Below are 22670 nucleotides of genomic sequence, written 5' to 3'. Positions count from 1 at the left end.
GTCATGGAAAAGCGCGCCTGGACGGTTGAGAACCCCTTCAAACTGGGGTTCCTTGCCGCGCTTGGCGCGCTCGTGGCGATCATGCTGGCGGGGATTCTCGGCTCGCTGTCAACGGTCCTGACCTATATCGGAGCAGCCCTATTCCTCGCGCTCGGCTTTGAGCCAATGATCGCGTGGCTCGAGCAAAAGAAGTGGCCCAGGCCCCTTGCGATGCTCGTGATGTTCCTGGTGACCCTGTCCCTGATCGTGTTGGTCGTATGGGCGATCGTGCCGTCGATCACCGAGCAGGTCAATGAGATTTCGGTGCGCTACGGCGCAATCATCGGGGACCTGCTGAACTCGAATATCGTCGATTGGCTATCCGCAAATTTCCCGGCATTGGATGTGCAGGCCGCGCTGGCGCAGGCGACGTCCTGGCTGCAAGAGAATGCCGCATCCATCACCGGCGGTGTGCTGCAGGTGGGTGTGGGCATCATTAACGGTGTATTCGGCGTACTGATCGTCTTCATCTTGATGATCTACTTCGTCACCAGCATGAATTCGATCAAGCGGGTCTTCTACAAGCTCACGCCCGCTTCGAATCGCGAATTTACCGAGCAGATCACGGAAGAGATCACCGGCTCGGTCGGTAAGTACGTGGTTGGGCAGATTGCCTTGGGCCTGCTCAACGGTGTGCTGAGCTTTATTTTTCTCTCGCTCATCGGCGCGACGATGCCGATGGTCTTTGCGGTGATTGCAGCCCTCGGCTCGCTCATTCCTATGGTCGGCACGATTAGTGCCTCCGCGATCATCGTGCTCGCCCAGCTGTTGCTTGGCGAGCCGTCCTCCCCCATCTGGTGGATCGCCGCGATCTACTACCTCGTGTACATGCAGGTGGAGGCCTACCTAATCAGCCCGCGAATCATGTCCTCGGCGGTTCAGGTGCCCGGCTCGGTGGTTGTCATCGCCGCGCTCACAGGAGGCACCCTGTTGGGGCTCCTCGGCGCTCTGATCGCGATCCCCGTGGCTGCAAGTCTCATCATCATTGTGCGGAAGGTTTTCATTCCGCACCAGAACGAGCGCTAGCGGGAAGCCTAGGCAACCTTCCAGCAGTGATTGTGCCAGTGGCGGCGATCTGCGAGTGCCGAGTCATCACTCATGATGCTGTCGGCCTGCCACACGGCCACATGCGCCGTGCCGGGGAGGATCTCGCCACTGCATCCCGGGCAGATATAGGACTTCACCGCCCGCTCGGCACGAATTGGCTGCACCGTGTATTCGCGACTGCGCTTGATTTCGGTGCGGCGCATGCCACCTTGGATGCGATCGAGATCCAGCGGCTCCCATTCCGCGTTGCGTCGGTTGCTTCGTCCTCGAGGATGCTGGCGGCGGGGTCTATTTGATCGAGGCATGCTTCTAGTGTCCCCCAGGAAACGCAAAACGACCCGATCCAAAGGGACCGAGTCGTCTTGCTTTCCAACGAGTGCGTCACCGTGGACGCGAGGCTAGGGCCGGTTTAGTACCAGCCGTTACCTTGTGTGAACTTGAAGTCATAGGCGGCACACGGTGAACCATAGCGGTCGTTCATGTACCCAATTGCCCAGGAGATTTGCGTGGCGGGGTTCGTAGCCCAGTCAGAACCTGCCGAAGCCATCTTGCTGCCAGGCAGCGCCTGCGGGATGCCGTAGGCACCCGACGACGGGTTCGTGGCGTAGGGGTCCCAGCCAGATTCCTGACTGATGATCGCTTCGAAGCAACCCCACTGATCGCTCATGCCGCGGTCGGCCAGCATCTGCTGTGCGATGGCTTGGGGCGACTCACCGGTGTAGGTACCGCCCGTCGGATACTCCGAACTGCTCGATGAGGAGCTACTCGACGATGAGGAGCTACTTGATTCCTCAGTAGTGGTCGGCTCTTCGACGGTCTCCACCGGCTCGGGCTCGGGCTCCGGCTCGAGTTCGACCTGGACGGATTCCTCACGCTCGAGGCCGGTAGCGTCGTCGGCCGCGGTCACCAGGTTTGCCTGGTAGCTCTGTGCCTGCGAGGTGGTGATCTCAGCCAGCGAGGGCGCTGCGGCTGCCACCGAGGACTCCCCGGTGGGCTGGAGTAGTCCGACTGCCGCGATGCCTGCGAGAGCGCAGGTCGCGCCAATCGCAATGAACGCGCGGTTGCGTCGCCCGTGATTGAGCGTTGCGGGTTTGGCTGCGCGAGTAGAACCAGTGCGCATAATGTCGGTCATTCAAAAGCCTCTCGTTGGAACAAGGACAGCTCCAACGATAACGGAATGATCACGAAGAGGCAACGGCAGTGTTACAAACTCTCAGGCTGGGCACGGAGGCACCCTCGAAATGGGGCATCCGCCAAGACAGCAATCGCACCAGTCTAGCGAATGGCCAGCATGACGTCCACGACGGCGTCGATCAGCAAGTCCACTTGCCCCTCGCTATAACCGCGACGCTTCGAAGTAAACGCGACCCCGCGAGCTTCACGGAGCGTCATCGGTGCTTTGCCGCGCAGGAAGCTATCAATCCGCTCGGCGAATGCATCCACTTCCCCAACCGAGTAGCCACGCTGGAACGCTGAGACGCGCTCGAACCGCTGTCCCGGGCCGCGTTCCAGTCGCTTCAAAATCGCACGAGCTGCATCCTTCGTCTCTGCCAGGTACTCATCGCGACCAATCTGCGCGATCCGCTCTTCCTGCTCCCGCACGGCCACGGCATCTTCCAGGCGCTCCAACGCTGCGTCCACGTGTGGCGCGGAGTAGCCCTTCTTCCGCATCGTGAAGGCGGTGTGGCGGATGCTCTTTGCTGTGAGTCGCTTTCCGCCCGAGGCGTTGTCGAAGTTCTCATAGCGTTCGCGGGCAACAGCAAGCGCACGCTCGACTTCGTCCCGGTCGTAACCGAATTCGCCGCGAGGTGCAGTTGGGAAAGGGGCTGAAGATGTCACCCACCCATTCTGCCCCATGCTCGGGTGAACAGAAGCCCAAACCGCAAAGTTGGTCGCCGCGGCACTCAAGAGATGAGCGGTGCGGCCCAGAAATACAGGGCAAATGCCATTGCACCGGAGGGAAGCATCGAGTCCAGACGGTCAAAGAAACCGCCGTGGCCAGGCAGCCAGTTCGACATGTCTTTAATCCCGAGTGAGCGTTTCACCATGGATTCGGTGAGATCCCCACAGGTTGCGGTTACGGCAATCGCGACACCCATGATGAGCCCGAACCACCAAGGCAATTCGAGTAGGAAGACACACAGCAGGATCGCGGCAATTGTGGCGAGGAGCGTCCCGCCAATCGTGCCTTCCCAGGTCTTACCGGGGCTAATTTTGGGGGCGAGCTTGTGCTTACCGAATTTGAGACCCGAAGCATAGGCTCCGGTGTCCACACACACCACGATGATGATGAACGCGAGGGTCCAATACTCTCCCCCGGGCTGCGCTACGAGCAGCGCCGAGAATGAGCCGATGAAGGTGGCGTAGAGCTGCACGAAGATAATCGATGTCGCATCATTGCCAAGTTGGCGGGCGTTGGGCCTGGGCCGCTCCCACAGGGTCTGGAGGAGTCTGCACAGCAGCACCGCGGTCGTCCCGACGATGAGGGCAGCCCACTGCCAAGCCATGCCGAGATAGAAGGCGGCTGGCACCACGGCGAAGGCCACCAGCATTGACGGGATGCGGGGAATTCGATGCCCGGCCGTCCGCATCGCGGTGGACAGCTCGAGAACCACCACCCCAACCATTGCGACACCGAGGATGATGAACCAGCGCTTGTCAATCAGCAGGCTTGAAAATACCGCGATGACCAGCACGATTGCGATCGCAATGGCACTGGCGAGGTTTCGGCCGCTGCGCTTGTTGACCTGTTCGTTGATCTCGCGGACGCGCTTACTAATGCGAGCGGCTTCTTCTTCGAGCGAACGGTGTCCGCTCAGTTGAGGATTTCCAGCGACACCACGGAGCGGGGCGTCGATATCATCGGCGTCCCGCTCCCTGTTGTCACGCGCATCCTCGGTCACGATTAGACCTCGAGGAGGTCGGCTTCCTTGGCCTTGAACGCGTCATCGATGCGGTCGGTGTACGACTTGGTGATCTTGTCGAGTTCCTTCTCCGCGCGCGAAACCTCGTCTTCGCCAACTTCGCTCTCGAGCGCATCCAGATCGGTCTTCGACTTGCGGCGAATATTGCGCACAGCTACGCGAGCTTCTTCAGCCTTGTCGCGAGCGAGCTTGACGTATTCCTGGCGACGCTCCTTGGTGAGCTCCGGCATCACCACGCGGATCAGCTGGCCGTCATTCTGCGGATTCACACCGAGGTTCGGGTTTGCCGCAATGGCCTTCTCAATTTCCTTGAGCGCCGACTTGTCGTAGGGCGTGATCACGAGCATCCGAGCCTCAGGCTGCTGGAACGACGCGAGCTGACCCATCGGGGTCGGCGTACCGTAGTAGTCCACCGGCAGCCTGTCGAAGAGGGCGGGGTTTGCACGTCCGGTGCGGATATTGCCGAACTGCTCGTGCGCGTGTTCGACAGCCTTCTCCATTTTTTCTTTAGTCTCGGCAAGTACCTCAGAGATCACGTTGAATCCTTTCGCTGCTGGGGTATCCCCATCCTACTGATCTACGACGCGGTCGAGATGCCTCTGACGTGATTCGACACGAGTGTGCCAATCGTTTCGCCGAGGAGAGCGCGTTCAATATTGCCTTCCGGGTGCATCCCGAACACGCGCATGTCCATGCTGTTGTCCATGCAGAGGCTGAACGCGGTCGAGTCGACCACCTTCAGGCCACGCTGCAGCGCCTCGTTGTACTCAACTTCGCTAATCATCTTCGCGTCAGGGTCCTTATTCGGGTCGGCGGTGTACACACCGTCCACCCCGTTCTTGGCGACCAGCAGCGCATCCGCCCGAATCTCCAAGGCACGCTGTGCAGCGACCGTATCAGTCGAGAAGTATGGCAGTCCGGCGCCGGCGCCGAAGACGACTACGCGACCCTTTTCCATGTGACGCTCGGCACGCAGCGGAATGTACGGCTCAGCGACCTGACGCATTTCGATTGCCGACTGCACACGAGCTGAGGCACCGGCCTGCTCGAGAAAGTCCTGCAGGGCGAGCGCGTTCATCACGGTACCGAGCATCCCCATGTAGTCGGCTCGGCCGCGGTCCATGCCCGAATTTGCGAGCTGTGCACCGCGGAAGAAATTGCCACCGCCGACGACGATCGCGACCTGAACACTCTCGGCTGCCTTCGCGATTTCTCGCGAGATATTGGTCAGGGTTTCCGGGTCCACACCGAGTCGACCACCACCAAATGCCTCGCCGGAAAGCTTGAGCAAAACGCGACGCTGTTTGCTAGACGATGTTGGCAATTGCGCTCCTAAAATCTGTCGAACACGGCGCTAGCAAGCCTACTTGCCAGCGCCAGAAAATCTCCGATATACGCACTGGGGCGGTCAGCTATCTAGCTGACCGCCCCAGTGCGTATATCCCAGCGGGTTATCGGTGTGGACTAAGCGTCTGCTTCTTCCGCAGCCTCGACGCCCACGCCAACCTTCAGGCGTGCGAAGTCAACGACCTTGATGCCAGCGTTCTCAGCAACCTGAGCAACGTTGAACTTGGGGTCGCGAGCGTACTCCTGCTCGTTGAGCACGATCTGCTTGAAGTATGCGCCAAGGCGGCCTTCAACGATCTTCGGAAGTGCGGCTTCGGGCTTGCCCTCGGCACGGGTGAGGTCTTCGACAACCTTGCGCTCGCGAGCGATGTCCTCCTCCGAGACGTCTTCGCGGTTCAGCACCGAAGGGTTCGCGAAAGCGATGTGCTGCGCGATACCGTGTGCGGTCTCTTCGTCGTCGCCCTCGTAGCCAACAACCACGCCAACCTGCGGCGGGAGGTCCTTCGAGGTGAGGTGCATGTAGATGTCGAACTTCTCGCCCTTGACGGAACGAACGTTGCGCAGTTCGAACTTCTCGCCGATCACCGCGGCAACGCCGTCGATGAGCTCAGCAACGGTCTGGTCGCCAGCCGAAGCCGCAAGTGCCTCGGTCGCGTTGGATACGCCAGCAGCTGCAGCTGCATCGAGAACCTGGTTCGCGAGTTCGATGAACTTCTCACCCTTGGCTACGAAGTCGGTCTCACAGTTGAGCTCGATGATGGTCGCGGTGCCATTGTCGTTGACCTTGGCAGCGATCAGACCTTCAGCAGCCGAACGGTCAGCGCGCTTGGCGTTACCCTTCGCACCCTTCAGGCGGAGCAGCTCAACGGCCTTCTCCATGTCGCCGTCGGCTTCTTCGAGGGCCTTCTTCGTGTCGGTCAGGCCCGTGCCGAGCTGCTCGCGCAGCGCCTTCACGTCAGCAATGGTGAAGTTTGCCATGTGGTTCGCTCTCCCTTTGGTTACTTGGTCTCTTCGGCCGATGCGGCCTCAGTTGCAGTTTCGGTTGCCTCGGTAGCCGATTCCTGAGCGTTCTCGCCCTGCTTGAGCAGTTCAACTTCCCACTCAGCGAGCGGCTCTGCAGCCTGCTCAGCCTCGCCCGGCTTCTGGTGACGGGTCATCAGACCCTCAGCAGCAGCGTCAGCAACGATGCGGGTCAGCAGTGCAACCGAGCGGATTGCGTCGTCGTTGCCCGGGATCGGGAAGTCAACGTCGTCGGGGTCGCAGTTGGTGTCAAGGATCGCAACAACGGGGATACCGAGCTTCTTGGCCTCGTCAACAGCGAGGTGCTCCTTGTTGGTGTCAACAACCCACAGCGCGGAAGGCGTACGGGTCATGTTGCGAATACCACCGAGGGTCTTCTCCAGCTTGTCGCGCTCGCGACGCTGGATGAGCAGTTCCTTCTTGGTGTAGCCCTTCGAGGTGTCGTCGAAGTCGACGAGGTCGAGCTCCTTCAGACGGTTCAGGCGCTTCTGGACGGTCTGGAAGTTGGTCAGCAGACCACCGAGCCAGCGCTGGTTCACGTAGGGCTGGTTGACCCGAGTGGCCTGCTCAGCAATGGCTTCCTGAGCCTGCTTCTTGGTACCAACGAAGAGGATGGTGCCGCCGTGTGCGACGGTTTCCTTCACGAAGTCGTAAGCCTTGTCGATGAAGGCCAGCGACTGCTGAAGGTCAAGAATGTAGATGCCCGAGCGGTCGGTGAAGATGAAGCGCTTCATCTTCGGGTTCCAGCGACGGGTCTGGTGGCCGAAGTGGACACCGGCGTCAAGCAGCTGACGCATTGAGACGACTGCCATGGTCGTAGTCTCCTTGGGTTGGGCACGCCAAGCGGCGTGCATTGCGGTTGTTACTACCGGATGGGATCCCGGCAATCCTGGTGCCCGAGGTCACGCCCACCCCACCGCGTACGGTGAGGACCGAAGGGCGCGCCGGAACCGGGCACGCGAAGTCAGCCTGATTACACAGACTGCGGGTACGAGTTTAGCGCTTAACTTGCGCTCTGGCATACCCCGAGGTTGTGGATAGCGAGTTTTCCCCAGACGGTCGAGGTCCGCGAGCAGGATCCGCCGCTGAATTCGACCATGGTCGCATGACTTCCTTGACCAGAACTCGGGCCGTAAGTGCCCTGCTCTTGCTGCTCTTCGGAGCGTGGATACTTGCACCGCCGACTTCGGCGTCTGCCTCGAATATTTCTCGTGCGGCAATGCCTTCGGCCGTGGTCTCCGTGGCCTCGATGATCTCCGTGACTGAAACGAGCAGCGAGACCGCGATATGGGCTTGGCCCTTGAGCCCGATTCCGGATGTGACTCGACCGTTCGATTTGCCGCATCCCTATGGTGCAGGGCACCGCGGCGTCGATCTTGCAGCAGCACCGGGGGATCCAGTGCTCGCGCCCGATGACGGGGTGGTGCATTTTGCAGGCTGGGTCGTTGATCGGCCGGTGCTGTCAATTCAACATCCCAACGGTCTGATTTCAAGCTTTGAACCGGTGACCGCGCTCGTGTCCAAAGGAGATGCGGTCGGTCGCGGGGATGTCATTGGCCACCTGGCGACCGAACAACTCCACGCACCGAACGGCGGGCTGCATCTCGGGGCCAGGGATGGCGAGACGTATATCGATCCCCTTGCCCTGCTGGGCGCTGTGCCGCGGGCAGTCCTCCTGCCGCATTCAACGCCATAGTTCGCTCCCGCGTCCCAAACCGATCCCATTCCCGACTCACTACGTATTTAGAGGAGAAGTCTTGAACTACTTACCTCCACAACGACCAACCGCTAATCAATTCTCTGGATTCGCACTGCGGGCATTCCTTGCCGTTGTCGTGCTCCTCGCGCTCGCCTGTTCCTGGTTTTGGCTCGGCACCACGAGCGCAAAAGCCGCCGACGCTGGTCCCGGCTACTCGCGCGACAATTCTGCGGCGAGCTTCATCGGGGCGTTGTCCTACGACGGCACCAATGCGTATTGCATCCAGCTCTCGGTGGCATCCCCAATCGGAGCACCTACTCGCGCCCTGCGCGAAGACGAGGCACTACCCGCTGTGGTCACAGCCCTCGATTCTTTGACGCTAGCGCAGCTCCATTGGGCGATTTCCTCCCGTGGCAGTTCCAATGACCCTCGGGATACCGCGGCCACCGGACTGTTCGTGTGGGAGACCGCCGACCCGACGCATTACCGCGGTGACGAGCACTACATGAACCTGCTGCCAGCCGAGGTGCGAGAGGAAGTCGCCAAACGGCTTGACGCCCTGCGTACCGGTGCCGCACAGATCAAGGTCGCACCCACACTTAGCAGTGTTCCTGCCTCCTTGGACACTGTTGATGGGACGCCTGTCCTATCCATCGCCGAAGTCCCCGAGGGTGCTGTGGTGGAAGTGAAATTGGAGCACGCCACCGTGGACGGTGAGCGGATGCTCGAACTGGGGTCCGGCGCCGCGCACGAGCTTCCACTCCTGGTGAATCAGGATGCTGAAGAGATTCGTGCGCAGATCACCACGAAACCGGCGGACCACTATTGGTCAGCTGACGTGCAAGTACTCGTCACCGAGGGTCGACAGCTCCTGATTCAGCAGGCTGAGCCGTGGAGCGCTTCGCAATCCCTGCGGTTGGATGCACCGACCAAGTCGGTGCCCGGCGCTACGAGCAAGCCGAAGCCCACTCCGGAACCCGAGGAGCCCGTGGAGCCATCGCCTGAGCCCTCTCAGGAGCCAGAACCGAGCCCCGAGCCAGAGCCGAGCCCCGAGCCAGAGCCGAGTCCGGAGCCAGAAGCGACGCCGGAGCCAGAGCCAGAAGCAACCCCGGAGCCAGAACCAAGCCCAGAGTCCGAACCTGAGCCGAGCCCAGAACCAGAGCCAGAACCGGAACCCACTGTTGAACTTGACACCCCAAAGACACCGGTTGCGACCGCTCCGACCGAGACCCCAACGAAGACACCTACCGAAAGAGAAACGCCAACACCTTCGGCTTCCCAGCAGCCAGATCTTCCTTCCACGGATACGTCTAAACCCTCCGCGAAGGAACCCCGGCTGCATGAGGAAGAGTTGGCACAAACCGGTGCAAGCCCCATGGGTTGGCTTATCCCGGTGGGCGTCGGTGTGACGCTCATCGGCGTGGGCGGATGGTTGATGTCCCGCGCCATGCAGCGAAAGAAGGAACGCGCACAATTGTGGTGATGAGATCGGATTGAGTCAGTCAGTCACCAATGGGTGGTGGTGCGGGTCGCGTCGTCGTGACCCGCACCACCACTTGCTGCGACTTGTCACCGCGTCACCTTGTCACCGCGTCACGCTGTCGCCGCTGCACCTGTCAGCAATCACGCAATCGACAACCACGATCTCGGCAATCACGCTGTCGGCAATCACGCGCGAGGGTGCGCTCGCTGATATGTTTCGCGAAGCCGTTCGGCTGAAACGTGGGTATAGATCTGCGTGGTGCCGAGATCGGCATGGCCGAGGAACTCTTGCACCCCGCGGAGATCTGCCCCGCCGTCGAGAAGATGGGTGGCCGCGGTGTGCCGAAACGCGTGCGGCCCCGAAGGTCCCGCGCCAGGGGCGTGCTCGAGCAGACTGCGGGAGAGCTCGTACACGGTGCGTGGGTTCACGCGAGCACCGCGGGCACCGAGAAAGAGTGCATCGCCAGAACGGTCATTCGAGAGCTCTCGCCTGCCGCGTTGCAGCCAATCGAGAATCGCAGTTCCGGCAGGCTGACCGAACGGCATCACCCGTTCCTTATTGCCTTTCCCGATTACGCGCACAATCCGCTGGTCGAGATCGAGCGAGTCAATATCGAGGGAACACAGTTCCGATACACGCACACCGGTTGCGTACAGCAGCTCCACGATCGCGAGGTCGCGCAAAGCCACTGGATCTCCCGACAAAGCTCGTGCGCGTAGATCGGCAAAGATGTCTGCCATGGCATCCCCTGACACCATACGAGGCAAGGATCGATTCGTTTTCGGTGAGCGCAGACGGCGGGCCGCATCCGGACCACGCTCGGTGTTCTTGAGCCACGCCGTGAATCCGCGCGCGCTCGAAGCGCGACGTGCAATGGTCGTCGCGGCGAACCCCGCCTGAGTCTCTTCCCACAACCAATCGCGGAACTGTTCCAGATCAAGCGCATCCGCAGTCGGCGGCTCGGCATCGTTGCCGACACCATGCCCCTCAAGAAACTCCGCAAACCGTGTCAAGTCGCTCTCCACCGCCCGGCAGGTGTGTACCGAACGTCCAAACTCGAGATGCATCGCTCGCACATAGTCGGCAATCGCATCTCGAAGCGTAGTCATACCGCCATCGTAAGCAGGCCTAGGCCTTTCGCCAGCCTGACGCGTCGTCCGCAGCGAGACCGAGGAGCTGCAGTTCGCTCAGCCCCGCTCTGACCTCGGCCTCACTCATGCCGCATTCGCGAGCGATCTCACCGACGCGTTGACGTTTTCGGGGTCGCAGTGCGTCCCGCACACGAGTCGCAGCGGCCGAGAGGCGAGGCGTTTCCACCGTCGGAAACCCTCCGAGTTCAAGGGGTTGATCACCCGTCCCGGCAGCCTCGGGTGCGCCCGTTGCCGTGTTCTCGACGGCCTCGTCCCAGCCGAATCCACTGCGCATTTCAAAGTCCACGGCGCCCTCGCGCCAGAGCGCAAAAGCATCGGCAGAATTCGCGATGAGCTGCGCTTGCTCTTCTTTGAGCAGGCGGTGACAGCCAACGGAGGATGCACTCGTGACCGGTCCGGGAATTGCGCCGAGTGGGCGGCCCAGCTGCTGCGCGTGATTGGCAGTGTTGAGCGCACCCGACCGAGCCCCCGCTTCGACCACGATGCTCGCCTGTGTGAGCGCCGCAATGAGTCTGTTGCGTTGCAAAAAACGCCACCGGGTTGGCGGCTGCCCCACCGGAGCCTCGGTAATGATCGCGCCCTCGGCGCTGATCCGCTCCAGTAGCTGTCGGTTCCCGGAAGGATATAAGCGGTCGGCTCCGCCCGCGAGGATCGCAATCGTACTGCCACCACTCGCGAGCGCAGCTCGGTGCGCGGCCGCATCGATGCCGTAGGCCCCACCGGAGATGATCGTCAACCCCCGCATGGCGAGTTCGGCAGCCAGGTCTCCCGCAACACGATCGCCGTAGTTCGTGCTGGCTCGGGCTCCGACAAGAGCGAGGGAGCGATGGGTTTCGCGTAAGGCATCCACGTTTCCCCGCACCCAGAGACCCTGCGGGGCATGCGGCCCCAAGTCATCCAATTGCGAAGGCCAGAGGCTGTCTTCCGGTGAGATAAAGCGCAGACCCAGATTGGCCGCCTGTCGACACAGCATCACCACTCGATCCAGATCAAGTCGCGGTGACCAGCGTGCGGCGGCTTTGGCGAGATCAATCTCCGACTCCCCGAGCGCCGCGAGCGAATCACGCACAACCTCGAGTTGCCCGTCCGCGAGGGCGAAACAGGACTCCTGGCCGAGAACGCTCGTGAGCAGTCCCGCGTCACCATCACCCGGTTCAACGACCGTGTTCCAGGTGATCCGGCCGAAAACACCCAAGAGGCGTGAGGCGTCAGCGAGGTGGCTGCGATCGACAATCGGGCCCAGGAGCGACTGGAGCCGCTCTGCATCCAGCTGCCGAGTGATCGCTTGGGAGAGCATGAATTGGGGTGTGATGACCATGAGATGTCAAGCGCCTTTCTGCGGGTCGCGGACTCGGTAGTAGAGGGCTTCGGCCACATGCGAAGCGTTTGGCCGACGGCGGCCTGCAAGATCGGCAATGGTCCACGCGACGCGTTGCACACGGGCGTACCCGCGCATAGAAATCTGACCGCGGACGAGTGCCTCGTCGAGAATGTCCGCAGCACCGGGCTCGGGACGTAGGGCCTGGCTGCGCAGCATGGCCCCGGTCACTTCGGCATTACTGTCAATGCCGGAGTCGGCGAGACGATGTCGAGTACGTGCTCTTGCTTCGCCGACGACTGCCGCAGCGTGTGTGGTATCGATGCTTCCGACAGCACCATCAGCCTGCATCTTGATGGCCGCGATACCCACTTTCTCTACGTGGAGCTGCACATCCACACGATCGAGCAGGGGCCCGCTCAGTCGGGACAAATATCGACGTCTGGTCTGCGGTGTGCATTCACAATCGAGGTCGGCGGCGCCCGCGTTGCCACAGGGGCAGGGATTCGCTGCCAGGATGAGTTGCGCTTGTGCGGGGAACGTCGCACTTTGGCGTGCCCGATGGATTGTGATCTCGCCTGACTCCAGCGGCTGCCGAAGACTGTCGAGGACATGCCTCGGAAATTCGGGGGCTTCGTCTAAGAAGAGCACACCGTGCGCGGCCAGAGACAGCGCGCCGGGCGCAATTGCACCAGATCCACCGCCGATCAGCGCGACCGCGGATGCCGTGTGGTGCGGGGCTTGAAACGGTGGTCGCAAACTTAATTGATCCGGAATCGCCAAACCGCGAAGCGACCGCAGTGCGGCGACCTCGATCGCCCGCCGTGCATCCAGATCGGGCAAGATCCCGGGAAGCCGCTCGGCAAGCATGGTCTTGCCCGACCCGGGCGGACCAACGAGGTACATGTGGTGTCCGCCAGCGGCAGCAACCATGAGCGCTCGCACAGCGTCTTCTTGCCCGAGCACGTCTCGCAAATCCGGTGCTGCACGCCGCGACGCTGATTGTGCCTCAGAGGCCGGCATCGGGACCGGCTGTTCGGACGGCGCGTTCAGCAGCGTGGACTCGGCACCGTAGTGCACGGCGAGGTCGTAGATGGATGCGATCGGTACGATTCGGATTCCCGTCACCAAACGCGCCTCGGCTTCCGAAGCCGCGGGCACCAGCACTGCGTCAAATCCGTTGTTCCGAGCCGCGAGCACCGCGGGAAGCACACCAGGCACTGGTCGCACTGAGCCCGTCAACGACACCTCGCCGATATGCGCATTCCGCGCGCAGGCTGCGCGATCGATCACACCGGTAGCCCCCAGAATCGAGGCCGCGATCGCCACGTCAAAGCCAGAACCGTGTTTCCGCAACGAGGCCGGCGACATGTTGGTCGTCACCCGTTCCGGCGGCAATTTGGCACCCACCGAGTTGAGTGCCGCACGGATACGATCCTTCGCTTCCCCGAGTGAAGCATCCGGTAGACCGATCAAGACAAATTTCGGCAACCCCGAAGCCACGTGAGTTTCCACTTCCACCGGGTGGCCGCCGAGCCCCTCGAGGGCAATCGCCCAGGACTTACTCGTTACCCCTACCATCGTCTATCCGACACCTTCCAGGTGCTTGAGCACAGGGTCACTGCAGCCCGTGACGACCACGGAGATCACGTCCAGTCGTAGCTTCGTTCGCTGGCCTGGGTGTGCGGCGGCCCACTGGCCCGCAACCTGGCGCATCCGCTGAAGCTTTTCGGGCGTAATCGCTTCCAGCGGATGCCCGGCGCGCAGCGAGCGGCGCGTTTTCACCTCTACACAGGCGGTATAGCCACCGTCGCGAATGACGAGATCAATCTCGCCGAGCGGGCAGCGCCAATTTCGATCGAGAATTTCGCAGCCAAGTAGTTCAAAATACTGTGTAGCGAGCGACTCCCCGAACTTGCCGAGTTCCACGTTCGTCGTCATGTGCGTTCCTTTCCCGAGCGGGCGCCGCGATGGCGTCAACTGGCTTGACGAACAGGATGCTTGGCGGCCGGGGAGTTCGCTCGTCTCAAGGTTTGCGCTGTGGATGGCAGCTTTTCCACAGCCGGTGCGCATGCCATCGCCCACTCGATGAAGAAGCGGAATCGCAAGCGCAAGGCAGCCAGCGCAAACGAGCTAAATTACGCAGCTATCCCTGCACTAATGACGCCGTTTGACGTACTTAATTTTCAATTTGTAAAGCATTTTTTGAATCAATATCGCAGAAGAGAAAGTTCATGTAGCTTCGTACCACTCATCACTCAACGCAGATTGGAGCATCGCGAATGACGACCGTCGCAGAACGCATCGCCACCACCCTCGACGCCAATGCCGAGGAAGTCTTTGGCTTGATGGGAAACGGCAATGCGTTCCTCATTGACGCCATGCTGCGTCTGACCAACCTGCGTTACACCGCGGTTCGTCACGAAGCCGCGACAGTCGCATCCGCCGATGCCTACCACCGCGCCACCCGAAAGCTTGCCGTCGCCACGGCGACCTACGGCGCCGGGTTCACGAACACCCTCACCGCGCTCACCGACGCGGCTATGTCTCGCACTCCGCTGCTCCTGGTCGTCGGTGACGCGCCCACCAGCGGGCCGCGCCCCTGGGACATCGACCAGGTCGCCGTCGCCCAGGCCTGTGGCGCACCAACCGTCGTGGTCAGCCAGGCAACGCCCGGTCGAGACACGCTCGCCGCCATCGAGCTGGCGCTTCAGTCCCGCGGCCCGGTAGTGCTATCGATCCCCTATGACCTCCCCACCGCAATCACCGAAGAGAGTGAAGGGGACTTCACGGCACACGTACCACTGGCACCGGTGGCCGACCAGCAGCAGGTTTCGGAAATCGCAGCGCTGCTGAATGGCGCCCGCAAGCCGGTCATTCTTGCCGGTCGCGGCGCCCGCGAGGCACAAGCCGAACTGCGCGAACTCGCAGACCGACTCGGCGCGATCACGGTGGCCTCCGCACCCGCCCGCGGCATGTTTACTGGCCGCCAACTCGATGCCGGCGTCTGCGGCGGTTTCTCCTCAGAACGCACAATGGGGTACCTCGGCCAGGCGGATGTAGTGCTCGCCGTGGGTGCCAGCCTCAACCAGTTCACGATGGGCTTCAATCGGCTGTTCGATGCCAACGTGAAGCTCATCCAGGTAGATCTTCTCGAGGCCCCAACGAACCCTGCCGTGACACACTTCATGCAGGCGAGTGCCGCATCCACTGCCGAGGCGCTCCTGTCCGAGGTGACCACGCGGACGGATACCTGGCCGCAGCTCAACGCCGAGGAAGTCGCTACCTCCCAGTTCGCGCGCGAAGAATCCGCCGAGTTCGCCGAAGACGGCAAGCTCGACCCGCGAGCCCTCACCAGCGCACTCAATGAGCGCCTGCCGGAAGGCCGCTTGATTGCTTCGGACGGCGGTCACTTCATCGGTTGGGCGAACACCCACTTGAGCGTTCCATCCCCAGACTCAATTGTGCTGGTCGGCACCCAGTTCCAGTCGATCGGATTGGGCTTTTCTTCCGCGCCGGGTGCGGCCCTCGCCGCGAATGCGACCGACCGGATGCTCGTGGTCGCCACCGGTGACGGCGGCGCCGTGATGGCAGTGGCGGACCTTGATTCGACCGTTCGCGCCGCGGATCGAGTCACCATCGTCGTGTACAACGACGCCGCGTATACGGCCGAAGTTACCCAGTACGGTCAGCTTGGCCTCAACGAGCAGCCAATGCGGATCGAACAGCTCAACTTCACCAAGTTTGCCGAGGGCGTCGGCGCGCGCGGCACGGTGGTCAACCGCCTCGCGGATCTCGAGGAGTGGGCCGCTTGGGCAGCCAGTGGTGAGCCGGGTGCCTGGCTGCTGGATTGCCGCATCTCGAACTCGATCGTCGCGCCGTATCAGCGCGAGATTATGGAGAATCTCAAGCGCGCGCAGCAGGCGACGGTCTCGGCCTAAGCAGCTTCTAGGAACACACGCGACAGGGCGGGGCCGACTGAGTGAATCAGTCGGCCCCGCCCTGTTGTCAGCGGTTGCGCTGCCCCGTCACCGGCAGCATTGGGCTCTGCCAGGGGATGCGCGCAGTCACCACTGCCCAGGCATCCGCCCGCCCTGACGGCACGACAAATCAGTCGTCCAGCGAGAGCTCCTTCGGGAGTTCAAAGTCATGCGCGTTGAGTTCTTCCACGTTGACGTCCTTGAACGTCAGCACTCGAACCTGCTTCACAAAGCGATCGGAACGGTAGATATCCCACACCCACACATCGCGCATCTGCAGTTCGAAATAGAAGTCATTCGCGGCATCCCGGCGTTCGAGAGTGACCTCATTTGCGAGGTAAAACCGGCGCTCGGTCTCCACCACGTACTTGAACTGCGATGAAACATCGCGGTATTCCTGGAACAGTGAGAGTTCGAGCCCGCGCTCGTAGTCGTCGAAGGCATCGTCATTCATAACTCACCAGTCTAGTTGTGAATAGTTATTCTCGCCGCGGCAGTCTTCAGGTTGATACCGGCCCGACAGGATGCAGTTGGCGGCAGGATTCGGCTAGCCCGGCAGGATGCGACTGAGCCAGGTCTTGCGATGCTGCGCGCTCGCCCCATGGGTCGCGATGGCTTCACGATGGCTGGCCGAACCGTATCCCTTATTCGAATCCCAGCCGTAAACCGCGAGCGATTCGTCAGCCACGATGAGCTCACGCATATGCGCATCCCTCGCGACCTTCGCGATCACACTCGCCGCGGCCACGCCCGCGCAGTCACGGTCGGCCTTTGGCCGCACCGTCACCCGCAGCGGCGATTCGAGCCCCGGGCTCAACCAATCGTGTGAACCATCAAGCAACACGGCCGATTCGCTGACCGGGACGCCAGCCTGCCACAGTTCACCGAGCCCACGTACCGCCGCAGCCGCCAGGCACGCGCCGATCCCGAAGCGATCGATTTCTTCGGCGCTAGCCCAACCCACAGCGCTCTCCCACACCCACTGACGACTTGCGGGGGCAAGCACATCCCGTTTCTTTTCACTCAGCAGCTTCGAGTCGCGCAGCCCCTCGGGAAATGGCGTCGCAATATCTTCCGCTCGAATCGCACAGACGCCCACCGCCACCGGTCCGGCAAGCGCACCGCGGCCAACTTCATCGATGCAAATCACGATCGGGACCTCGTCAAGCATCCCCCGCTCAACATCGAGGGTTGGTACCGCCGGGGTCATTCTGCGGGATCCCTACTGGGCACGTCGGAGAACACCTCGGGATAGTTGCCGAGGAATTGCATCCGATCTGCGGGCCAGTTGATCGCGAAGGCGCGGCCAACAATATTTTCGTAGGGCACGAAGCCGCCGGTAGGAAGATCCTGGTGGGCGCGCGAGTCCTGCGAGTTATAGCGGTTGTCCCCCATCACCCAGATGGAATCTTCGGGCACCGTCACGTCAAATTCGATCCCGGATGCGGCGGTGTTGCTTCCCAGCACAACGTAGGGTTCCTGAACCGCGACATCGTTGATCACCAGTTGACCGTAGGCATTGCAGCAGACGATGTGGTCCCCGGGAAGGCCAATGATGCGCTTAATGAGGTGATTCGTAGTCTCTTCAGGCTTTAGGCCAACGGCTTCGAGTACTCCATCCCCGAACGCCTGCAGCGGCTCCTTTTCTTCCTGCTCCACCACGGGCATCCACCCGCCCGGATCTTCGAAGACCACCACGTCACCGCGGGTGAGGTCGAAGACATCGGGGATGAGCAGGTTCACCAGAACTCGATCATCTTCGATCAGGGTGTCGTGCATTGAAGCCGAAGGAATATAGAAGGGCCGCAAGAAGAACGTCTTCACGACCATCGAAATCACCAGTGCGAGGGCTGCGATGACGAGTAAGTCACGCAGAAACAGTCCCACCGTGTTCCGCTGCACCACATTGCCATTGGCATCCACGCCCATGCCCTCCCGAACTCGATGCCGGGGTCCATATGAATGCCGGATAACGTCCTCGATCAGGTCATCGTCATCCGGAAGGTCGGGAATGGGCAAGCGGGATTCTCCTCGTAAATAAGTCTGGACTGAGTCTAGGCCCAGAAAGAAGCCGACCCCCACACCTTGAGTATGGGGGTCGGCTTGTTACGAAATCGAGATTAGTTCTCGCGCTTTTCGCGGATCTTCGCGGCCTTACCGCGAAGGTTGCGAAGGTAGTACAGCTTCGCACGGCGAACCTCACCGCGGCTGACGATTTCAATCTTGTCGATGATCGGCGAGTGAACCGGGAACAGACGCTCCACGCCCACCTGGAAGCTCACCTTGCGAACGGTGAAGGTTTCCGAAACGCCAGCACCCTGACGGCCGATCACGACACCCTGAAACACCTGGATACGCGAGCGGTTACCTTCAACGATGTTCACGTGCACCTTGACGGTGTCGCCGGGACGGAAGTCGGGTACCTCGCGGAGCGAGTCCGCGTTGATCTGGTCGATGATGTTAGTCATGATGAGTCATCACTCTCTGCCCCGCCACAGGTCGGGAGCATAAAAAAGAAAGTCAAAATTCCGCATTCGGAGTGTCCCCTGTGGCAGAGTCACGACGCGGCACAAGCGATAAGCATACCTGCTCGCGTACTACCGGCGCTAGCTTGAATGTGGACGAGCTTCCCACTCATCAATGTCCGGGTCATCCGAGTCACGCTCGTCGACCACTTCTCCCTCAACGGGCTTGCGCTGCGGGTTAGTTGCGGGGCCCTTTTCTTCCCATTCAGTTTCGGTGTCAACGATGATGACCCGTCCAGCCCCGGGGCCTGTGGCGTTCGGCAGTCGACTACCCGGTTCTTGCCCGAGGTATTCGCGCATCCGCTCTGCCCGCTGCGACATGGTGTTCATTGCTTCTTCACGCGAGCGCTGCCCAATCCGCGATATCCCGATGCCGCCAATAACAAAGCCAGCGACCATCACGAGCCCACCCCAGGGGCTCCCCAACGAGGCACCGAGTGCCCAGACCACGAACGTGCCGAAGTACCAGAGCGCATCCTCAGTGGCGAATTCCTGCGACAGCCTGATGCTGGGACGCAGCCACAGCATGAACCCCATCACCGCCAGTTGGATGAACGCTGCCGGGATGGCGATGAAGAGCGAGAGAAAACCGGTTACCGACTGGTGAAATAGCAGCCACGCCACGAGAATCCAGATCCCCAGCACGAAGGGCGCTGGGATAAGGATCCGATAAAAGACGTTTCGGGCACTCTTGGGCATAGAAAAACGCTAGTCGAGCGACCTGCGAATTCGGGAACCTAACGGAGGAATTCCGCGCGCAGCGAATCAATCACACCGACCTTGCCGCCGGTGCGCAGAGCTGCGCGCATCCGGTCCGCCGGGGTGTTGTCGACAATGGCGAGTGCTGCCACGAGCTCGCCCTCGCACCCGAGGTCCTCGGCGATCGGCATCAGCTCATCGATTCGGCGGGCAAGCGACTCACGGCCGCTTTCCTGAGCACCATCCGCGGAGGTGATGAATTTCGTATCAAAACCCCAGCGTGCCGCGCGGAACTTATTCTCCCGCACCGCCCAGTCGGGAAGACGCATGGGCTGGCGTCCCTCTTCAAGCGCGCGCATCGACTCTTCCACAACGCACTGCGTGAAGGCCGCGTTGGCTCCAACATCGAAGAGCGAAGGTAGGCCGTCAGCGATGCGCACTTCGAGCGTCCCGAACTGCGGTGCCGGTCGCACATCCCAACGAAGTTCCAGCGGGTCAAGCACAACCTCACCCTTGAGCATGCCCTCGAGCGTTCGTTCGTAGTCCGCCCAAGTTTCTAACCCCGGTGGCAGCCCGCCGGTCGGAAGCTGCTGAAAGAGCATCGTGCGATGGGATGCCCAGCCGGTGTCGTGCCCGTCCCAATAGGGGCTCGACACCGACAGCGCGAGGAGCCACTGCACATTCGCGAGCACCGCGTGCATGGTCGGGATGACGTGGTCACGTTCCGGGATCCCCACGTGCACGTGCACGCCCCAGATGGAGAGTTGCCGACCCCAGTCCCGCGAGCGATCGGTCACCCGCAAATAGCGCTCGGCCGGGGTCACGGTCTGCAGTTTCCAGTCGGCAAATGGATGCGTGCCAACGCCAATCGCGGCGACGCCAGATTGTGCGGCGGCCGCGGTAAGGCGACCGCGCAACTCGCGTAAATCTTCGATTGCCCCGTGGACGTTGTGATGCACTTTGGTGACGAGTTCAACCGTATTGGTCAAGAACTCGCCCACGCATCTGGGGTCAGCCACCTCGGCAATGATCTCGTTTGCTCGACCGGTGAGGTCTCCGCTCGCGGGGTCGACAAGTGCCAACTCCCACTCGATACCGATAGTGGTGCGCTCCGTTGGGGCGAAATCCATACGCCTATCGTAGGGGAGGTAAAGCGCGGTTCACAGAAGGCCAAGGATTGGCTTCACAAAAATTCTGAAACTCTGCAAGAATGGAGAGCTGAGTCTGCGCCAGCGACCCTCTAACCGCGTGTGCAGCAAATCCGAGCCCTGACCGAGAGTGCCCCACATCCCCGGTCGATGTTCTTTTCATTGATTACTTTTAACCCGCAGGAGACAAGTGTCTGTAAAGATCCGTCTTAAGCGCCTGGGTAAGATCCGGGCACCGTTCTACCGCGTCGTGGTCGCCGACGAGCGTTCGAAGCGCAACGGTCGTGTCATCGAAGAGATCGGCAAGTACCAGCCGACCCTCGAACCTTCTCTCATCGAGATTGACTCGGAGCGCGCACAGTACTGGCTCTCGGTAGGCGCACAGCCCACCGAGCCCGTTCTGGCACTCCTCAAGCTCACCGGTGACTGGGGCAAGTTCAAGGGTGAAGGCCCGACCGAGTCGCAGGTCAAGCAGCCCGAGCCCAAGGCAGCATTCGTTGCTGACACCGCGAAGAAGCCGGTTCTGAAGCCCAAGGCTGCCCCGAAGGCAGAGACCAAGGCAGAAGAAGCACCCGCTGAGGCAGCCGAAGCTGCCGCCGAGGAAACCGAGGCCTAGTAATGCTTGCGTCCGCACTGGAACATCTCGTCCGCGGCATCGTCGATCGTCCCGACGACGTCCGTGTGGACGCAATCAACTCCTCGCGCGGCGAGGTCCTCGAAGTGCACGTGCACTCTGAGGACCTCGGCCGCGTAATCGGCCGCCAGGGTCGCACCGCCAAGGCGCTGCGTACCGTCATCACGGCACTCGCCGAAGGACGCCGCGTCCGCGTGGACGTGGCAGACAACTAAGTTGGCGGGCAACAAGCGCGGCATCACTCAGCTGCGAGTTGGCCGCCTCTCGAAAGCGCACGGTCTCAAGGGTGCGCTAAAACTTGAGCTTTATACGGATGAGCCCGAGAAACGTTTCGTTCCGGGCGCATCCTTTTCGCTGCAGGTTCCGAGCACCTCACCCTGGAAAGGGAAGAAGCTCGTACTGCGCGAACTTCGCTGGTTCAATGAAGCACCAGTGGGGTTCTTTGAAGACGTTACTGATCGCACCACCGCCGAAACGCTGGTGAAGGCGATCCTCTGGGTCGACCAGGACGATGCCGAAGAACTTGACCCGGACACCTGGTACGACCACCAGTTAATCGACCTCGAAGTTGTCCTCGACGGCAAGGTCGTTGGCAAGGTCACCCGCGTGAATCACCTTCCCGCGCAGGACCTGCTGGAGATCGAAACCCCGAACGGCTCCGTCATGGTTCCCTTCGTAAAGGCGATCGTGCCAGAGGTAAATATTGCCGCGGGAACCATCACGGTCACTCCCCCGCGAGGTCTGTTCGACGCCGAAAACGCCGAGAATGCTGCGGCGGATGCGGTCGAGGCTGCCATTGCGAAAGCTGCTGCCGCCGACATAGCGGATGCCGCTGAGGCTGAGGACATCGAGGCTGAACCCGCCGAGCCTAAACCCGACACCAACGAGGATGCATAGCCGGATGCGCGTCGACATCGTCACGATTTTTCCGCAGTTTTTTGACGTCCTCGATATCTCGCTCCTCGGCAAGGCCCGAGCGAACGGCATCGTCGACCTGCGCGTGCATGATCTGCGCGACGCCACCCACGACCGTCACCGCACCGTAGACGACACTCCATACGGTGGCGGCGCCGGCATGGTGATGAAGCCAGAGCCCTGGGGTGAGACTCTCGATGGGATTCTGGGGGATGCTGGCACCGAAACGACGATCGCGCCCGGTGCATCCGCCCCGTTGATTGTCTTCCCCTCCCCCGCGGGCGATGTGTTTACCCAGCAGACTGCACGACGTTACGCCCAAGAAGAGCACATCGTCTTCGGCTGCGGCCGCTATGAGGGCATCGACCAGCGCGTGTTCGATTGGGCCGCAACCCGAGCGCGCGTGGAGCTCGTTTCAATGGGTGACTATGTGCTCAACGGTGGCGAGGTCGCTGTGATGGCGATGATCGAGGCATTCGGTCGACTCATCCCGGGGGTTGTCGGTAATCCCGAATCGCTCGTTGAAGAATCGCATGAAGGTGGGCTCCTCGAATATCCGAGCTACACCAAGCCTGCGCAGTGGCGCAGCTACGAAGTGCCAGAGATTCTGCTCAGTGGCCATCACGCCAACATCGAGAAGTGGCGCCACGAACAGCAAGTCGAACGCACCAAGCGTGTGCGCCCCGATCTCTACGAACAGTGGGTTGAATCACAGGCATAGTCGACGCCGCGCTCTCCCGC

26 protein-coding genes are annotated in these 22670 nt (G+C 61.4%); 8 read left to right on the top strand and 18 right to left on the bottom strand.

Features of this window, described 5'->3' with window-relative positions; all coding sequences use genetic code 11:
- Positions 1–3: 3 nt before the first annotated feature.
- Positions 4–1065 (top strand): AI-2E family transporter, encoded by a 1062-nt coding sequence (locus F8O05_RS09385; protein ID WP_158052469.1) that lies wholly within the window; start codon positions 4–6, stop codon positions 1063–1065.
- Between the two features lie 8 nt (positions 1066–1073).
- Here F8O05_RS09385 and F8O05_RS09380 read toward each other — a convergent pair whose 3' ends face one another.
- From F8O05_RS09380 to rpsB, 8 genes are all read right to left on the bottom strand, one after another.
- The gene (locus tag F8O05_RS09380) at positions 1074–1391 is read right to left on the bottom strand and encodes a hypothetical protein (RefSeq protein WP_158052468.1); all 318 of its coding nucleotides are present in this window, start codon (positions 1389–1391) and stop codon (positions 1074–1076) included.
- A 104-nt stretch (positions 1392–1495) separates the two neighbouring features.
- Positions 1496–2218 carry an aggregation-promoting factor C-terminal-like domain-containing protein gene (locus F8O05_RS09375; protein WP_158052467.1) on the bottom strand — a complete coding sequence of 241 codons (723 nt, stop codon included), beginning with the start codon at positions 2216–2218 and terminating at the stop codon, positions 1496–1498.
- 143 nt (positions 2219–2361) lie between these two features.
- Positions 2362–2925 (bottom strand): DivIVA domain-containing protein, encoded by a 564-nt coding sequence (locus F8O05_RS09370; protein WP_225735824.1) that lies wholly within the window; start codon positions 2923–2925, stop codon positions 2362–2364.
- 65 nt (positions 2926–2990) lie between these two features.
- Positions 2991–3989, bottom strand: a complete 999-nt coding sequence (locus F8O05_RS09365; protein WP_192497116.1) for a phosphatidate cytidylyltransferase — start codon at positions 3987–3989, stop codon at positions 2991–2993.
- Positions 3990–3991: 2 nt separating this feature from the next.
- On the bottom strand, positions 3992–4546 hold the full coding sequence (frr, locus tag F8O05_RS09360) for a ribosome recycling factor (protein WP_158052464.1): 555 nt from the start codon (positions 4544–4546) through the stop codon (positions 3992–3994).
- Positions 4547–4587: 41 nt separating this feature from the next.
- On the bottom strand, positions 4588–5334 hold the full coding sequence (gene pyrH, locus F8O05_RS09355; RefSeq protein ID WP_158052463.1) for a UMP kinase: 747 nt from the start codon (positions 5332–5334) through the stop codon (positions 4588–4590).
- A 140-nt stretch (positions 5335–5474) separates the two neighbouring features.
- Positions 5475–6335 carry a translation elongation factor Ts gene (tsf, locus tag F8O05_RS09350; protein WP_158052462.1) on the bottom strand — a complete coding sequence of 287 codons (861 nt, stop codon included), beginning with the start codon at positions 6333–6335 and terminating at the stop codon, positions 5475–5477.
- Between the two features lie 20 nt (positions 6336–6355).
- The gene (gene rpsB / locus F8O05_RS09345) at positions 6356–7189 is read right to left on the bottom strand and encodes a 30S ribosomal protein S2 (protein ID WP_158052461.1); all 834 of its coding nucleotides are present in this window, start codon (positions 7187–7189) and stop codon (positions 6356–6358) included.
- A 293-nt stretch (positions 7190–7482) separates the two neighbouring features.
- On the opposite strand from rpsB, the gene F8O05_RS09340 reads away from it, so the two are divergent.
- Together F8O05_RS09340 and F8O05_RS14795 are read left to right on the top strand one after the other, a co-directional pair.
- The gene (locus tag F8O05_RS09340; protein ID WP_158052460.1) at positions 7483–8073 is read left to right on the top strand and encodes a M23 family metallopeptidase; all 591 of its coding nucleotides are present in this window, start codon (positions 7483–7485) and stop codon (positions 8071–8073) included.
- A gap of 61 nt (positions 8074–8134) precedes the next feature.
- Positions 8135–9559 (top strand): hypothetical protein, encoded by a 1425-nt coding sequence (locus F8O05_RS14795; RefSeq protein WP_192497115.1) that lies wholly within the window; start codon positions 8135–8137, stop codon positions 9557–9559.
- Between the two features lie 185 nt (positions 9560–9744).
- On the opposite strand, the gene F8O05_RS09330 is transcribed toward F8O05_RS14795, so the two are convergent.
- The 4 genes from F8O05_RS09330 to F8O05_RS09315 are packed head-to-tail and all read right to left on the bottom strand — an operon-like array spanning position 9745 to position 13969.
- Positions 9745–10668 (bottom strand): tyrosine recombinase XerC, encoded by a 924-nt coding sequence (locus tag F8O05_RS09330; RefSeq protein ID WP_158052459.1) that lies wholly within the window; start codon positions 10666–10668, stop codon positions 9745–9747.
- A 19-nt stretch (positions 10669–10687) separates the two neighbouring features.
- Entirely contained in the window at positions 10688–12028 is a 1341-nt protein-coding gene (gene dprA, locus F8O05_RS09325; RefSeq protein ID WP_158052458.1) for a DNA-processing protein DprA, read from the bottom strand.
- Positions 12029–12034: 6 nt separating this feature from the next.
- The gene (locus tag F8O05_RS09320; protein WP_158052457.1) at positions 12035–13609 is read right to left on the bottom strand and encodes a YifB family Mg chelatase-like AAA ATPase; all 1575 of its coding nucleotides are present in this window, start codon (positions 13607–13609) and stop codon (positions 12035–12037) included.
- Between the two features lie 3 nt (positions 13610–13612).
- On the bottom strand, positions 13613–13969 hold the full coding sequence (locus F8O05_RS09315) for a YraN family protein (protein WP_158052456.1): 357 nt from the start codon (positions 13967–13969) through the stop codon (positions 13613–13615).
- A 341-nt stretch (positions 13970–14310) separates the two neighbouring features.
- Between F8O05_RS09315 and F8O05_RS09310 the strand changes: the two genes are divergently transcribed.
- Positions 14311–15969, top strand: coding sequence for a thiamine pyrophosphate-binding protein (locus F8O05_RS09310; RefSeq protein WP_158052455.1), 1659 nt, complete (start codon positions 14311–14313; stop codon positions 15967–15969).
- Positions 15970–16138: 169 nt separating this feature from the next.
- Here F8O05_RS09310 and F8O05_RS09305 read toward each other — a convergent pair whose 3' ends face one another.
- From F8O05_RS09305 to F8O05_RS09280, 6 genes are all read right to left on the bottom strand, one after another.
- Positions 16139–16462 (bottom strand): DUF2469 family protein, encoded by a 324-nt coding sequence (locus F8O05_RS09305; protein ID WP_158052454.1) that lies wholly within the window; start codon positions 16460–16462, stop codon positions 16139–16141.
- A 93-nt stretch (positions 16463–16555) separates the two neighbouring features.
- Positions 16556–17218, bottom strand: coding sequence for a ribonuclease HII (locus F8O05_RS09300; RefSeq protein WP_158052453.1), 663 nt, complete (start codon positions 17216–17218; stop codon positions 16556–16558).
- Positions 17215–18027, bottom strand: coding sequence for a signal peptidase I (lepB, locus tag F8O05_RS09295; RefSeq protein ID WP_225735823.1), 813 nt, complete (start codon positions 18025–18027; stop codon positions 17215–17217). The genes F8O05_RS09300 and lepB overlap by 4 nt, the downstream gene beginning before the upstream one ends.
- Positions 18028–18128: 101 nt before the next feature.
- Positions 18129–18476: a 50S ribosomal protein L19 gene (gene rplS, locus F8O05_RS09290; RefSeq protein ID WP_158052452.1), complete on the bottom strand. Its 348-nt coding sequence runs from the start codon at positions 18474–18476 to the stop codon at positions 18129–18131.
- Between the two features lie 138 nt (positions 18477–18614).
- Positions 18615–19232, bottom strand: a complete 618-nt coding sequence (locus F8O05_RS09285) for a hypothetical protein (protein WP_158052451.1) — start codon at positions 19230–19232, stop codon at positions 18615–18617.
- Between the two features lie 38 nt (positions 19233–19270).
- Positions 19271–20362: a carboxylate-amine ligase gene (locus F8O05_RS09280; RefSeq protein ID WP_158052450.1), complete on the bottom strand. Its 1092-nt coding sequence runs from the start codon at positions 20360–20362 to the stop codon at positions 19271–19273.
- A gap of 208 nt (positions 20363–20570) precedes the next feature.
- Here F8O05_RS09280 and rpsP point away from each other — a divergent pair, with 208 nt between their 5' ends.
- From rpsP to trmD, 4 genes are read left to right on the top strand one after another with little or no spacing between them, the layout of a single operon-like run.
- Entirely contained in the window at positions 20571–20996 is a 426-nt protein-coding gene (gene rpsP / locus F8O05_RS09275; RefSeq protein ID WP_158052449.1) for a 30S ribosomal protein S16, read from the top strand.
- A 2-nt stretch (positions 20997–20998) separates the two neighbouring features.
- A complete protein-coding gene (locus tag F8O05_RS09270; RefSeq protein WP_026937299.1) occupies positions 20999–21229 on the top strand; it encodes an RNA-binding protein in 231 nt (76 codons plus the stop codon).
- 1 nt (position 21230) lies between these two features.
- Positions 21231–21911 (top strand): ribosome maturation factor RimM, encoded by a 681-nt coding sequence (gene rimM, locus F8O05_RS09265; protein ID WP_225735822.1) that lies wholly within the window; start codon positions 21231–21233, stop codon positions 21909–21911.
- Positions 21912–21915: 4 nt separating this feature from the next.
- Entirely contained in the window at positions 21916–22650 is a 735-nt protein-coding gene (trmD, locus tag F8O05_RS09260) for a tRNA (guanosine(37)-N1)-methyltransferase TrmD (RefSeq protein WP_158052448.1), read from the top strand.
- Positions 22651–22670: the final 20 nt, after the last annotated feature.

It is taken from the genome of Gulosibacter chungangensis (assembly GCF_008831155.1).
Taxonomy (GTDB): domain Bacteria; phylum Actinomycetota; class Actinomycetes; order Actinomycetales; family Microbacteriaceae; genus Gulosibacter; species Gulosibacter chungangensis.
The sequence above is the reverse complement of the archived record's forward strand: the minus strand, read 5'-3'. Positions and strand labels throughout refer to the sequence as shown.

Coding starts and splice junctions, on each gene's coding strand:
- F8O05_RS09375 (WP_158052467.1), bottom strand. CDS start 2,218: ATGACCGACATTATGCGCACTGGTTCTACTCGCGCAGCCAAACCCGCA.
- F8O05_RS09270 (WP_026937299.1), top strand. CDS start 20,999: ATGCTTGCGTCCGCACTGGAACATCTCGTCCGCGGCATCGTCGATCGT.
- F8O05_RS09305 (WP_158052454.1), bottom strand. CDS start 16,462: ATGAATGACGATGCCTTCGACGACTACGAGCGCGGGCTCGAACTCTCA.
- F8O05_RS09285 (WP_158052451.1), bottom strand. CDS start 19,232: ATGCCCAAGAGTGCCCGAAACGTCTTTTATCGGATCCTTATCCCAGCG.
- F8O05_RS09315 (WP_158052456.1), bottom strand. CDS start 13,969: ATGACGACGAACGTGGAACTCGGCAAGTTCGGGGAGTCGCTCGCTACA.
- F8O05_RS09340 (WP_158052460.1), top strand. CDS start 7,483: ATGACTTCCTTGACCAGAACTCGGGCCGTAAGTGCCCTGCTCTTGCTG.
- rpsB (WP_158052461.1), bottom strand. CDS start 7,189: ATGGCAGTCGTCTCAATGCGTCAGCTGCTTGACGCCGGTGTCCACTTC.
- trmD (WP_158052448.1), top strand. CDS start 21,916: ATGCGCGTCGACATCGTCACGATTTTTCCGCAGTTTTTTGACGTCCTC.
- F8O05_RS09385 (WP_158052469.1), top strand. CDS start 4: ATGGAAAAGCGCGCCTGGACGGTTGAGAACCCCTTCAAACTGGGGTTC.
- F8O05_RS09310 (WP_158052455.1), top strand. CDS start 14,311: ATGACGACCGTCGCAGAACGCATCGCCACCACCCTCGACGCCAATGCC.
- F8O05_RS09280 (WP_158052450.1), bottom strand. CDS start 20,362: ATGGATTTCGCCCCAACGGAGCGCACCACTATCGGTATCGAGTGGGAG.
- tsf (WP_158052462.1), bottom strand. CDS start 6,335: ATGGCAAACTTCACCATTGCTGACGTGAAGGCGCTGCGCGAGCAGCTC.
- F8O05_RS09380 (WP_158052468.1), bottom strand. CDS start 1,391: ATGCCTCGATCAAATAGACCCCGCCGCCAGCATCCTCGAGGACGAAGC.
- F8O05_RS09300 (WP_158052453.1), bottom strand. CDS start 17,218: ATGACCCCGGCGGTACCAACCCTCGATGTTGAGCGGGGGATGCTTGAC.
- dprA (WP_158052458.1), bottom strand. CDS start 12,028: ATGGTCATCACACCCCAATTCATGCTCTCCCAAGCGATCACTCGGCAG.
- F8O05_RS09320 (WP_158052457.1), bottom strand. CDS start 13,609: ATGGTAGGGGTAACGAGTAAGTCCTGGGCGATTGCCCTCGAGGGGCTC.
- F8O05_RS09330 (WP_158052459.1), bottom strand. CDS start 10,668: ATGACTACGCTTCGAGATGCGATTGCCGACTATGTGCGAGCGATGCAT.
- rplS (WP_158052452.1), bottom strand. CDS start 18,476: ATGACTAACATCATCGACCAGATCAACGCGGACTCGCTCCGCGAGGTA.